Source organism: Hydrogenophaga sp. L76, from assembly GCF_057654755.1.
The window spans coordinates 1,352,223-1,364,869 of the sequence record NZ_CM172807.1 but is presented as its reverse complement, the minus strand read 5'-3'; the positions used below and the strand labels follow the sequence as shown (position 1 = coordinate 1,364,869).

At 65.4% G+C, this 12,647-nt stretch carries 10 protein-coding genes, 3 pseudogenes and 1 other annotated feature; of the genes and pseudogenes, 4 read left to right on the top strand and 9 right to left on the bottom strand.

What is annotated here, in order from left to right; genetic code table 11:
- Positions 1–4 precede the first annotated feature (4 nt).
- The 3 genes from AC23D4_RS06530 to AC23D4_RS06520 all read right to left on the bottom strand — a co-directional run bounded on the left by AC23D4_RS06530 (position 5) and on the right by AC23D4_RS06520 (position 1,794).
- Positions 5–403 (bottom strand): hypothetical protein, encoded by a 399-nt coding sequence (locus AC23D4_RS06530; RefSeq protein ID WP_472888156.1) that lies wholly within the window; start codon positions 401–403, stop codon positions 5–7.
- Positions 404–429: 26 nt separating this feature from the next.
- On the bottom strand, positions 430–984 hold the full coding sequence (locus tag AC23D4_RS06525; RefSeq protein ID WP_472888157.1) for a hypothetical protein: 555 nt from the start codon (positions 982–984) through the stop codon (positions 430–432).
- A 111-nt stretch (positions 985–1,095) separates the two neighbouring features.
- Entirely contained in the window at positions 1,096–1,794 is a 699-nt protein-coding gene (locus tag AC23D4_RS06520) for a class I SAM-dependent methyltransferase (protein ID WP_472888158.1), read from the bottom strand.
- A 105-nt stretch (positions 1,795–1,899) separates the two neighbouring features.
- Here AC23D4_RS06520 and AC23D4_RS06515 point away from each other — a divergent pair, with 105 nt between their 5' ends.
- Together AC23D4_RS06515 and AC23D4_RS06510 are read left to right on the top strand one after the other, a co-directional pair.
- Positions 1,900–2,772 (top strand): LysR family transcriptional regulator, encoded by an 873-nt coding sequence (locus tag AC23D4_RS06515; RefSeq protein ID WP_472888159.1) that lies wholly within the window; start codon positions 1,900–1,902, stop codon positions 2,770–2,772.
- Between the two features lie 374 nt (positions 2,773–3,146).
- Positions 3,147–3,842: pseudogene (locus tag AC23D4_RS06510) on the top strand (transposase); the annotation flags it as partial.
- Between the two features lie 32 nt (positions 3,843–3,874).
- Here the strand turns inward: AC23D4_RS06510 and AC23D4_RS06505 are convergent.
- A protein-coding gene (locus AC23D4_RS06505; RefSeq protein WP_290729592.1) for an IS3 family transposase occupies positions 3,875–5,106 on the bottom strand; the annotation gives its coding sequence in 2 pieces (ribosomal slippage) (positions 3,875–4,821 and positions 4,821–5,106; 1,233 coding nt in all).
- Positions 4,709–4,825: a sequence feature (AL1L pseudoknot), on the bottom strand. Its footprint overlaps the gene before it by 117 nt.
- A gap of 48 nt (positions 5,107–5,154) precedes the next feature.
- On the opposite strand from AC23D4_RS06505, the pseudogene AC23D4_RS06500 reads away from it, so the two are divergent.
- Positions 5,155–6,009 (top strand): annotated as a pseudogene (locus AC23D4_RS06500) (IS3 family transposase); the annotation flags it as partial.
- Positions 6,010–6,204: 195 nt separating this feature from the next.
- Here AC23D4_RS06500 and AC23D4_RS06495 read toward each other — a convergent pair.
- From AC23D4_RS06495 to AC23D4_RS06475, 5 genes and pseudogenes are all read right to left on the bottom strand, one after another.
- Positions 6,205–6,366 (bottom strand): annotated as a pseudogene (locus tag AC23D4_RS06495) (heavy metal-binding domain-containing protein); the annotation flags it as partial.
- Between the two features lie 83 nt (positions 6,367–6,449).
- Positions 6,450–6,650: a hypothetical protein gene (locus AC23D4_RS06490; protein ID WP_487623712.1), complete on the bottom strand. Its 201-nt coding sequence runs from the start codon at positions 6,648–6,650 to the stop codon at positions 6,450–6,452.
- Between the two features lie 92 nt (positions 6,651–6,742).
- Positions 6,743–9,649 (bottom strand): cation-translocating P-type ATPase, encoded by a 2,907-nt coding sequence (locus AC23D4_RS06485; RefSeq protein WP_472889758.1) that lies wholly within the window; start codon positions 9,647–9,649, stop codon positions 6,743–6,745.
- A 241-nt stretch (positions 9,650–9,890) separates the two neighbouring features.
- The gene (locus tag AC23D4_RS06480) at positions 9,891–10,493 is read right to left on the bottom strand and encodes a hypothetical protein (RefSeq protein ID WP_472889757.1); all 603 of its coding nucleotides are present in this window, start codon (positions 10,491–10,493) and stop codon (positions 9,891–9,893) included.
- An 11-nt stretch (positions 10,494–10,504) separates the two neighbouring features.
- Positions 10,505–10,972, bottom strand: a complete 468-nt coding sequence (locus AC23D4_RS06475) for a hemerythrin domain-containing protein (protein ID WP_472889756.1) — start codon at positions 10,970–10,972, stop codon at positions 10,505–10,507.
- 250 nt (positions 10,973–11,222) lie between these two features.
- Between AC23D4_RS06475 and AC23D4_RS06470 the strand changes: the two genes are divergently transcribed.
- Positions 11,223–12,560, top strand: coding sequence for a DUF2254 domain-containing protein (locus AC23D4_RS06470; RefSeq protein WP_472889755.1), 1,338 nt, complete (start codon positions 11,223–11,225; stop codon positions 12,558–12,560).
- Positions 12,561–12,647: the final 87 nt, after the last annotated feature.

Genomic DNA, 12,647 nt, shown 5'->3' with positions numbered 1-12,647 from the left:
AGGGTCAGCACCGTCCCGCCGCGCGCAGCAGGGCGTTGCACTCCGCGCCGGAGCCCTTCGTCGCAGGGGCAGGCTGGCCCCTCCTGCCCGCTCCCCCCGCCATGGCGGTGCAGATGGCGTCGGAATGCGGTGTCTGCCCGAAGCTCATGGCCTTCTGGAAACCGGTGGCCCCGTACAGGTAACAGCTGTAGGCCTTTCCGTCGCGGGTGCTGGCGGTGTAGTTGATGCGGCCACCGCCTTCTTCGTTGCGGTCGGTGATGGTGAACTGGCCGACGGATCGCCCGATGGCCTGCGCGGTGCGCTGCTCCAGACCGCCCTGGTCGATGGTGGCTGCACACCCGGCCAGGAGGGCCAGGGCTGCTGTCGTGGGTGCAAAGCGTGTGGCGAAGGATCGAAGGTGCATGAAAGGCTCCGTGGGGTTCGTGGGGTTCATCGGACAAAGCAGTTGTCGGCGGGCACGGTGGCCAGGCTGGCGGACACCGCCGACAGGGACGGCTGGCTGGTCGGGATGTCGTCGCCCAGCAGGCACAGCAGGTTGGCTGGACGCAGCGTCCAGATGGCGCCGAAGCGCGTGCCGGTGACGGTGCGGAATGTCCCCCAGTGCGCCGCCAGGCCACCGTTCGTCTCGGACCGGTCGAAGCTCACCGCCCCCAGCTTGGACGGACCGGCCAGGCGTGAGGCCCCTGCGCATTCGCCGCCACCAAAGGTCAGCACCCCTTCGTAATAGTCCAGCGTGGTCGGGCTGGTGATGCGGGCGCGCAGCATCTTCTTGAACGACTGGCCACCGGTCTTCACGCAGCCCTTCTGCACCCAGTCGCCTGCGAGCGCCTCGATGGACGCCGAAGGCTCGGTACCGCCGGAGCCGCCGTTGGGCGCGTCGTCATCCCCGCCCCCACCGCAGGCCCCCAGAGCCAGTGCGATCACCACCGCCAGGGTGGTTGCGGGGCGGCGTGCAATACCGGGCAACGCGGAGAATGTAGGCATTGAAAGCTCCTGAGTCGGTCGAGATGGAAAAAGGCAGGCGTGCTCCCACCGGCAGGGCGAACGACGCCCCGCCTGGGTCGGTACCAGGACCGGTGTGTGGAGCGGGGGAAATCAGCCCGGTTTGCGGGCGACGATGAAGACGCGGATGTCCTTGCCCTTGGTGCCGTGCCGCTCGACCGCCACGATCTCCAGGCCCCGGCGGACCATGGCGGCCTGCAGGGCACCGGCGTCGAAGCACAGCACGTGGGGCGCCTTGCCCATGGCGCGCATCAGGGGCAGCGCGAGGTAGGGAATCAGCGGGTTCATCTCGGAGATGCAGGCGGTTTTTGAGATCAGCAGACCACCCGGCCGCAAGGCCCGCGTCGCGAGAGCCAATGCATGGTCGAGATCCGTCACCAGATGCAACAGGTTGAAGGCCAGCACCGCGTCGTACCCGCCGGGATGGGCCATCGGCACGTCGGCGTCAGCCACGGCGAAGCTCAACTGCGGCACCGGCTGGGCCGCCAGCTTCTCGCGCGCGATGGCGATCATTTCAGACGAGACGTCGGTCGCCAGCAGCCTCTCGGTGAACGGCGCCAGGCGCAGCGCGGTGCTGCCGGTGCCGCAGCCGATCTCCAGCACTTCCTGCTCCATGGTCAGCAGGCCCTGCACGCGCCTCAGCGTGGCCTCGTAGCCGGCCATGTCGGCGATCGGGTCGGCGGCGTATTTGCGGGCGATGCGGTCCCAGAAGCGGGCCTTGCGGGTGTCAGTGGCATTCGGCTCTGGCGAGAGCCCGGTATCGGCGGGTCGGGTGACGGTGGACAGTGGCATGTGAAGCTTTGAAAAGGGCCCACACCATGGGCGACACCTGGATGCTATCCATGCACAGCTTCGCAGGGAATTGCGGTAAATTGCAGTGAACATATACGTTTACGCATGGATAACCTCGACTGGAACCAGCTGAAGGCATTTCTGGAGACCGCTGAAACCGGCTCGCTCTCGGCGGCCGCCCGCAAGCTGGGCCTGACCCAGCCCACGCTGAGCCGCCAGGTGGCCGCGATCGAGCAACGCATGGGGGTGACCCTGTTCGAGCGTGTGGGCAAGTCCATGGCGCTCACGCCCACCGGGCTGGACCTGCTGGAACACGCGCGTGCCATGGGTGCGGCCGCCGAGGCCCTGGTGCTGGCCGCCACCGGGCGCTCGCAGGCTGTGGGCGGCGTGGTCTCTGTCTCAGCCACCGACGTGGTGGCCGCCATCCTGCTGCCGCCGCTGGTGCGGCAGCTGCGCGAGCAGGAACCCGGCATCGCCATCGAAGTGATTTCGTCCAACGCATTGAGCGACCTGCTGCGGCGCGAGGCCGACATCGCGATCCGCCACGTCAAGCCCGAGCAGCCGGAGCTGATCGCCCGTTTGATCCGGGAGGCAGCGGCCAACTTCTATGCGTCCGAAGACTGGGTGAAAGCCCACGGCCATCCGCGCAGCGCCGAAGAAGCGACCCATTTGCCCTTCGTCGGCTCCGACCGTTCAGGACAGTTCCTGGGCTATCTGCGCCAGCATGGCCTGCCGCTGAGCGAGGCCAACTTCAGCTGCTACGCAGAACACTCGGTGGCCAACTGGGCCTTGGTGCGCCAGGGCATGGGCATCGGCGCCATGATGGATGAGATCGCCCGCGACACCCCGGGCATCGTCCGGGTGCTCGACGATGTGCCGCCCGTGCGTTTCCCGATCTGGCTGGTCACCCACCGCGAACTGCGCACTTCGCGGCGGATTCGGGTGGTGTTCGAGGCTCTGGCACAAGGGTTGGCCTGAGGATGAAGACGGCAGTGCAGCGGCTGCTGTCGGCGATGTCGCCACCCTGAGTTCACGGTCTGGGCCTCACAGCTCTCATCCTGGCACCAGTGACATCTCGAATCCAATGGCCGGTTTCAAAGTGCTGCTGACCTTGCCAGCCTGACGGTAACTTCGCGCCCCCCGAATGTCTGCTGACCTCGGGCACCAACTGGTACTGCCGGCACTGACCTGCCTCGCGGTCAGTGCCGCCGAAGTGAATTGATGTGCGCGAGGCCGAGAGCGCGAACGAACTCTGCATGGCTCGACAGGCGTTGTGCAGAGCGTGTTGAATTCCACGCAATCCTGACCCCGGGGGGATGCGGCTAAAAACTTGGACTACCTGGAGGTAGTTCATGTATTCCTACGAAGACCGAATCCGAGCCGTCAAGCTCTACATCAAGCTTGGCAAGCGCCTCAGGGCCACCATCCGCCAGTTGGGCTATCCGACCAAGAACTCGCTCATTTGCTGGTACCGGGAGTACGAGCGAAGTCGAGAACTGCGAGTCGGGTACTCGCGATCAGGACAGAAGTATTCCGATCAGCAGAAGCATGCGGCGGTGAAGCACTACCTTGATCACGATCGGTGCATTGCCTCGACCATGCGGGCATTGGGATATCCCGGTCGGGAGCTACTGACCGAGTGGATTGACGAGCTGCACCCCGAAGTTCGCCACCGAATGGTGGGCCGGGCACCGAACGCCCTGCACTCCGACGCGCTTAAAAGTGCAGCGGTGATTGAGCTTTGCACCCGAAAGACCAGCGCACAAGAAATCGCCCAGAAGCTGGCGGTGTGTCGGCCTACGCTGTACAACTGGAAAAACCAGTTGCTCGGCCGCGAGGTACCCGCATCCATGAAACGTCAAAACAATTCACCGCCAGTGCCTGATGCTGCCGAACTGCAGCGCCAAGTCGAGTCGCTTCAACAGAGCATTCACCGTCTTCAGCTCGAACATGACATCTTGAAGAAGGCCAATGAACTGCTAAAAAAAGGCCTGGGCGTCAACCCTCAGCTCCTGAGCAATCGGGAGAAGACTCTGCTGGTTGAATCGCCCCGGGTTTCGTGGAGGCCGGTTGGTTTAAGTCAGGCCGCCACCATGGAGGACTGACTGGCGAGTTGCCGGTAGTAGTTTGCCTCAGCCTCTGCAGGAGGGATGTATCCGATGGGTCCGAGCAGCCGGTGATGGTTGAACCAGGACACCCATTCCAGCGTTGCCAGCTCCACCGATTCACGGGTTGGCCATGACCGGCGATGAATCACCTCGGCCTTGTACAGACCGTTGATGGTCTCGGCTAAAGCGTTGTCGTAGCTGTCGCCCTTGCTGCCCACCGAGGGCTCGATGCCTGCCTCTGACAGCCGTTCGCTGTAGCGAATGCTGACGTATTGCGACCCCCTGTCGGAATGGTGAATCAATGCGCCATCACGCTCGGGCTGCCGGGCATACAGCGCCTGCTCCAGGGCATCCAGAACGAAGTCCGTGTGCATGGAGGTACTGACCCGCCAGCCCACGATGCGCCGGGCATACACATCGATCACGAAGGCCACGTACAGCCAGCCTTGCCAGGTTGAAACGTAGGTGAAGTCCGAGACCCACAGCTGGTTCGGCCGCTCGGCCTTGAACTGCCGATTGACCCGATCCAGCGGGCAAGGGGCCTTCATGTCGCTGAGGGTGGTGCGCACCACCTTGCCCCGGCGCACGCCCTGCAAGCCCAGTCGCTTCATCAACCGCTCAACCGTGCAGCGGGCAATGACAACTCCCTCCCGGTTCATCTGTTTCCAGACCTTGTCGGCGCCGTAGACCCGCATGTTGGCTTGCCAGACGCGCTCAACGTGCGGCACCAGGGTGTCGTCACGCTGGGCGCGCGGGCAGCGCAGCTGGGGATTTCGCTGATGAGCAGCATGGCGCCAATAGCCTGACGGGGCGATCTGCAGCACTTTGCAGATCGACTCGACCCCGTAGGCCTGTCGATGCTGATCGACGAAGTTGTTCAGGACTTCAGACGGCGGTCGAGCTCCGCCTGGGCGAAAAACGCGCTGGCCAGCTTCAGGATCTCGTTGGCTTTGCGCAGCTCTTTGACCTCGCGCTCCAGCGCCTTCATCTGTTCACGTTCGGATGTCGTGATGCCGTCGCGCACGCCGGAATCGATCTGGTCTCGCTTGACCCATTCGTTGAGGGTCTGGGGCACGCAGCCGATCTTGGGGGCGATGGACTCGATGGTGGCCCACAGCGAGGGGTACTCGCCTCTGTGCTCACGCACCATGCGAACAGCACGCTCGCGGACCTCAGGTGAAAACTGGTTCGACTTCTTGCTCATGGCTCAATCCTCTCAGAGAAAAGAGCCTCCTCAAAACCCGGGGCGATTCAGGTTGACGCCCTGAAGCCCATCTACTCGCTCACAGAGCTACTTGGCGAACTTGGCCTGGCTCGCAGTTCCTACTTCTACCACTGCGCCCGCCAGCGAAGGCCTGACAAATACGCTGACGCCCGCGTTGCCGCTGCCGATGTGTTTCAGAGCAACCACCGCAGCTATGGTTACCGGCGCATGCGTGCGGCGCTGGGCAGACGCCAGTTGCACCTGTCTGAAAAAGTCGTGCAGCGCCTGATGAAGCAGGAGAGCTTGAGCGTTCCCTCGCGCAAAAAACGTCGATACGGGTCCTACCTCGGAGAGATCAGCCCTGCGCCAGACAACCTCCTCAATCGTGACTTCCAGGCGGCGACACCGAATGAGAAGTGGCTCACCGACATTACGGAGTTCCAGATCCCGGCGGGAAAGGTTTACCTCTCGCCTGTGATCGACTGCTTCGACGGCATGGTGGTGAGCTGGACGCTTGGTACCCGACCGGACTCCGAGTTGGTGAACACGATGCTCGATGCGGCCATTGACACGGTGCAATCGTGCGACAGCAAGCCGATCATTCACTCCGACCGTGGTGCCCATTACCGCTGGCCGGGCTGGCTTGATCGGATGCACAGTGCGAAGCTGACGCGGTCGATGTCGCGCAAGGGGTGCTCACCGGACAACGCGGCCTGCGAAGGTTTCTTTGGGCGCCTGAAGAATGAGATGTTCTACCCGCGGGATTGGAAGTCGACCACCATCGAGGTGTTCATCCGAGCGGTGCACGAGTACATCCTCTGGTACAACGAAAAACGGATCAAGATATCATTGGGCTCCCTCAGCCCCATCGAGTACCGCGAAAGTCTGGGCTTAATCAACTGAAACCAGTCCAAGAATTACGCCGCACCCCCGAGGGGTCAGATTTACGTGGAAATCAACACATAGCCTCTCAACGAGGCAGGCACCGCGCCGCCGACTTCTTCATACGTCACCCTGTGTCCTGTTCCGCTGATACGTGAGCAAAGTCGATGCAGCTTCTCCAGGATCGAATCGGCGGTGGCAGTCCACTTGAAAGGCCGGCAATGTCCAGTAGAAGCGCCGCTGGAAGTCCAGGAGTTCCTTGTTTTCGTCCTCGCCCACGGCGGGCAACACGGGTTCCAGCGTCATGCCGCACTTCGGGCAGTTGCCCGGTTGGTCCTGCCGAATTTCAGGGTGCATCGGGCAGGTATGCACACGTCCGGGCTGCCACCGCGTTCGGTTCGTGCGCAGCGGGAGTGTTTCCCGCGTGAGGGATATGGGGGTCAGTGCTTCTGTCACCATGATCACTTGCGCCTCTGGATCACGACCCATGCCAGCAGGCCCACGATGACGATCAGCAGGATCGGAATCCACACCCCGCCGTAGCCGCCCATCCAGCCGCCGTACCATCCACCCCCATTCATCATGTGTCCGCCCTGCGCTTGGGCAAGGCTGGAGCACAGGGCCGGGGCCGCTGCGGCGGAAAGTTTGATCTTGAATTTCACAATGTTTCCTTCTTCGGGATCAGACACGTCTCGAAGGTTTTGACACTGCGCCGCGCAGCCAAGCCCGTCTGTGCGGCGTCGAACGCAAGAGATCAGCTCAACCCGGCCCTGTCTGTCACAGGCGGCGCAGTTGCCTGCCGGGTCCAGCGTCGTCGCACCAGCTTTCGCGCTTCGCTGAACCAGAGCACGCCGCTGGCCATCGCCACACACACGCCCCACTGGCCCGCCGAGAGCGGAACGGTGCCAAAGGCGAGGTTGAGAAAAGGCAGGTGCACAACGGCCGCTTGCAGCGCTGCCGACAAGGCCACCGCGGCCCACAGCCAGCGGTTGGAGAACGGCGCGAGGAACGCGGATGCGCTGGCCGAGCGCGCGTTGAAGCAGTTGAACAGCTGCGTCAGCACCAGCACCGTGAAGGCGGCGGTGCGCGCCAGTTCCAGGCTGTGCGGGCCCGCGCCCAGCCAGCTGTCGACCGGCTCGATCAGCCCGCCGGGCAGGAACAGGTCCAGCGTCAGCAGGGTCAGCACCGCCATCACCACGCCGCCTTCCACCACGCCCCACGCCATGGCTGTGTCCAGAATGCCCTGGCTGCGCGGGCGCGGCTTGCGCGCCATCACGTCGTCGGCGATCGGGTCCACGCCCATGGCCAGCGCGGGCCCTGTATCGGTGATCAGGTTGATCCACAGGATCTGTGTGGCCAGCAGCGGCAGCACCACCGCGCCACCCGATCCGGTGGCCGTGGCCTTCAGGCCAATCACACCGGCCCCCACCACGCCGGCGAACACCGTCAGCACTTCGGCCAGGTTCGACGACAGCAGGTAGCGCAGGAACTTGCGGATGTTGTCGAGCACACCGCGCCCCTCGCGCACCGCCAGCACGATGGTGGCGAAGTGGTCGTCGGCCAGGATCATGCGGGCCGCTTCCTTGCTCACCTCGGTGCCCGCCACACCCATCGCCACGCCGATGTCGGCAGCCTTCAATGCGGGGGCGTCGTTGACGCCGTCGCCCGTCATGGCCACCACCTGGCCGCTGCCCTGCAGCGCCTGCACGATGCGCAGCTTGTGCCGAGGCGCCACGCGGGCGAACACCGATGTGTTCTGCGCGGCGGCAGCGAAGGCGGCGTCATCGCCCAGCTTGTCGAGCTCGATGCCCGTGAGCACCGGCGCCCCGGCATCGACGATACCGAGATCGGCGGCGATGCGCGCCGCCGTGCGCGGGTGGTCGCCGGTGATCATGATCACGCGGATGCCGGCCTGGCGTGCCTCGGCGATGGCCACGGCCGCTTCCTCGCGCGGCGGGTCGATGATGCCGACGGTGCCGAGGTATTCCAGACCCTGCTCAAACGCAGCCGCCTCATCCGCATCGTTCGGGATCTGCGCGTCGGGCGCCAGTGTGCGGCGCGCCACGGCCAGCGTGCGCAGCGCGTCACCGGTCATCGCAGCCACGTCGGCCAGCACCTGAGCGTGCAGGGCGGCATCAAGCGCCACCGTGTCCTCGCCGCGGCGCGCGTGGGTGCAATGCGCCAGCAACTCATCGGGCGCACCCTTGGTGAAGAGCACATGCGCGTCGCCGTCGGCATGGTCCACCAGCAGAACCGACATCATCTTGCGCTGCGAGGTGAAGGGGATTTCGCCGATGCGCTCGAAGCGTTCCTCCGTCTCAGGCGTGGCTTCGCTTTTGGCCGGATCACCCAGCTTGCGTTCGGCCACCAGGAACGCGGCCTCGGTCGGGTCGCCCTGGATCACCCAGGTGCCGGTTTCGTCCTGCTGCAGCTGGGCATTGCCGGCCAGGCTGCCGCCGCGCAGCACGGCCTGCAGCTCCAGGCGCAGCGGGCCTTCGGCCAGTTCGGTACCCGCCGTCTCGGCGCGCCCCTCGGGGGCGTAGCCCACGCCGGTGATGTCGCTGCGGCCCGAAGCCGTCATCACCCTTTGTACGGTCATCTCGCCGCGTGTCAGCGTGCCGGTCTTGTCTGACGCGATGACGGACGCCGAACCGAGCGTCTCGACAGAGGCCAGCTGCTTGACGATGGCGTGGTGGCGCGCCATGCGGCGCACGCCCATCGCCAGCACCACCGACAGGATGGCCGGCAGGCCCTCGGGCACGGCGGCCACGGCCAGTGACACGCCCAACAGCAACACCGTGATCACATCGGCCACGCCATGGATGTCCGAGATGAGCAGGATCGTGACCACCACCAAAGCTGCAATCACCAGCGCCGCAATCCCCAGCACCTTGCCCAGGTGCGCGACCTCGACCTGCAGCGGCGTGGGTGCGTCGGGCGTGGTGTCCAGCAGGGTGGCGATGCCGCCCATCTCGGTCTGCATGCCGGTGGCGGTGACGATGGCCTGCCCGGTGCCTTGCGCCACCGCGGTGCCCTTGAAGACCATGTTCAGCCGGTCGCCCAGCGCCACCGGCCCGGGCAGCCGTGCCGCATTCTTCAGCACCGCTTCGCTTTCGCCCGTCAGTGGCGCCTCCAGCAGCTTCAGCGCGGCCGCTTGCACCAGGCGGGCATCGGCGCCCACGGCGTCGCCCTCGGCGAGCACCAGCACGTCGCCTTTGACGAGTTCGGCGCTGGGCACCCGGGTCACGGCGCCATCGCGCAGCACGGCCGAGGTGGCGGTGGTCATCTTCGCCAGTGCTGCCACCGCCTGCGCTGCCTTGGCCTCCTGCAGCCAGCCCAGCACCGCGTTCAGCACCACCACGCCGGCGATGACGATGGCATCGAGTGGCCAGCCGGCCACACCGGCCTGGCCACGGCCTTCGAACCACCATGCGGCCAGGGCCACGGCCGCTGCCGCACCCAGCAGGTAGACCAGCGGGTCCTGCAACTGGGCCAACGCACGGCGCCACATGGGCACAGGCGGCACCGCGCGCAATTCGTTGGGACCGTCTGCCTGCAGCCGTTGGGCAGCCTCTTCGGTGCCCAGGCCGCGTTCCAGATCGGTGCCGAGCGACACGGCCAGATCAGCGCTGTCGATCAGTGACGGGTTGGCCTGGGGCACTCTGGGGCTGTGGTTTGAAGAAGCATGGTGCTCCGGCTGTCAGCGGTGATGTTTGCAAGACATTTGCAGCTGCGGGTACCCGTGGGCGCTCAGCGGGGGCATGTCCCGTTCGATGACCAGCCCGGCGAACCAAGGCATGGGATGCGCAACTTTCGGTACCTCGTCGCTGTGCTGGCAGACAAAGCAGTGGAAGTCCCCAGACCATACCATCGACCCGGCTCTCCACTCGGACACAGCTTCGTCATGTCGTGGCAATCAGCGCCGGATCGTCGGCATGGTCAATCAAAAGCGCCTGCACCCAGCCTTGCCAGGTGTCGGCGAACGCGCGCCGAGCGGCGGCATCGGCCCCTGGGGCCAAAGCGTCACGCAGCAGTTCACCCAAGGCCGCAGGCCGAGGCACGACCTGCGGCCGGTGTGACAGTTCGACCGATTGCCCGCTGTCCAGACGTGTGAAGCGGATCTCACCGCTCATCGGCACACCGAAGCGCAGCAGACCATTGCGCGCGAAGCGGCCCGCCAGCCCCTTGAAGCCGCCCTCATTGGCTGCGCCGGTGACGAGACTCGCGACGCCAGCGATCACGCCGGTCACACCTTCGTCGAGGGCCTGGCGCATTTCGACCCGGATCTCGCCACGCCGCGGCGTCTCGCCCGGGTACAGCCGCGCCAGCGCCGCGCGGGTCATCAGCCAGGCACCTGCCACTGTGGGGCAGGAGTGACCAGCGAGCTTGACGGCATCGATATAGCGGTACTCGATCAGCCCGCCCTCGACCGCACCCAGCGCGTCGGCCAGCGGGTCAACGACAAAGATCGCCGGCACGGCGTCAAAGAAGGCAGGGGTCTGCATGACCGACGATGTCATGCGGCCGCCGGTACGCGCAAGCTCATCCGTTGCCGCACCACCTGGCCGACCAGCACCGCAGCCGGGTACATCACCTCTTCCTCAACGCGCGCGTGTTCGGTCAACGCTTCGGCGAAGGCGACGATGTCGCTGTGCCCCGTTCGCGCTGCGGCATCACGCAACGTTTTTAATGCGGCGACGATGCCCTGGTGTTCGGCGAGCATCTGCGGCAACTCGGCTTCGAGTTGGTCGGTGAGTGTCAGCACCTCGGCCATCTCGGCGTTCCATTCGCCGCGAGTCAGCGCCGCGAGCAGCCCCAGCGGCGGCAGCGCGAACTGGTCTTCCTTGATGAAGTGCGGATGCATCAGCTGCGCCAGCGTCCTGGCCGCCTCGCCGACTTCGCCGCCCGCTTGTGTCGCCAGGCGCAACCGCTCATGCAGGGCCTCGTGTTCCTGTTGCAACGGCAGGGGTATCTTGAATTTCATGGTCGGATCCTCGGGGTGTCGGTGAGAGGGGAGAAAGGTTCCAAGATGCGCGGCTGTCGGTGAGGCGTCTGTGCGCTGACGCACAGGGCATTCCCATCACCAACGCCGCCCATCCACCTCTTCGCTGCGTTGGTGACTTTGTGCGATAGTGAACAGAGCGCGTCGGGCTTTCAGCCCACACTCCGCCGATGGTCCGTCCGGCGCCAGTTCGGAGCCGGCGTTTCAGGCTCAAGGGTTGATGCGAGGCATCTTGAAAGCACTGCTGCTGACGTATTGGGATTCACTTCGGTCCAGTTTCTGGTTCGTGCCGGCCGCCATGGCCTGCCTGGCCGTGGCACTGGCCGTCGCCGCCGTCGAGCTCGACAAGGCCGTCGGTGACGACTGGCTGGAGCGCCTGGGCTGGAGCTACTCCGGTGGCGCCGAGGGCGCCAGCCTGCTGCAGGGCACCGTGGCCGGGTCGATGATCGCCATCGCCGGGACCGTGTTCTCGATGACGCTGGTGGCGATGTCGCTCGCCTCGTCCCAGCTGGGGCCGCGCCTGCTGCGCAACTTCATGCGCGACACCGCCAACCAGGTGGTGCTCGGCACCTTCGTGGCCACTTTCGTGTACTGCCTGCTCGTGCTGCGCACCATCCGGCGCGCCGACGAGGTGGCCTTTGTGCCCCATCTCTCCGTCAGCATCGGCGTGATGCTGGCCATGGTCAGCATCGGGGTGCTGATCTACTTCATCCACCATGTCTCGGTCTCGATCCAGGCGGATGTGGTCGTGGCCCGGGTGGGCCACGAACTGGAAGACGGGATCGGCAGGCTGTTTCCCGGCCAGTTGGGCCAGCCTGGGTCCGAAACCTCAAACGCGCCACGAGAAGCCAGTCTGCCAGCCGCGTTCGAGCGCGAGGCGCTTCCCGTGGGCGCGCTCGAAGACGGTTACCTCCAGTTGATCGATGCCGACGCCCTGATGGAGCTGGCCAGCCAGGAAGACCTGCTGCTGCGGCTGGAGCGTCGCCCCGGGCACTACCTTGTTCATGGCCAGGCGTTGGTCATGGTGTGGCCGGGGGAGCGTGTGACAGAAGCCCTGGTGGATCAGCTGAACGACGCTTTTGTATTCGGCAACCAGCGCACGGCCACCCAGGATGTCGAGTTCTCGTTCCTCCAGTTGGTCGAGATCGCGGTGCGGGCGCTGTCCCCGGGCATCAACGACCCGTTCACGGCCGTCGCCTGCGTGGATCGACTGGGATCGGCCCTGAGCCGGCTGGCCCGATGCGACATGCCATCACCGCTGAGGTTCGACGCCGAAGGGCGGCTGCGACTGATGGCGCCTGGGGCCACGTTTGCCGGCATCGTTGACCTGGCTTTCAACCAGATCCGACAAAACGCCCGGTCCAACCCCGCCGTGGCGATCCGCATGCTCGACGCCATCGCCCAGATCGCCGGCCACGTGCAACACCCGCAGGACACGGCCTGCCTCCAGCGCCACGCAGACATGATCGTCCGCGGGGCGCGGGAAGCCGTGCCGGAGGCGAACGATGTGCTCGCCGTCGAGGGGCGTTTCATGGCGGCGACACAGGTGTTGCACAGGCTTCACGGCTAGCTGACGCTTCACAGCTGGTTCACCGGCAGCAACCAGCCTCAAGCATCCTGTCGCGTCAACCAACCAACGCGTCTACACGTTTGATTG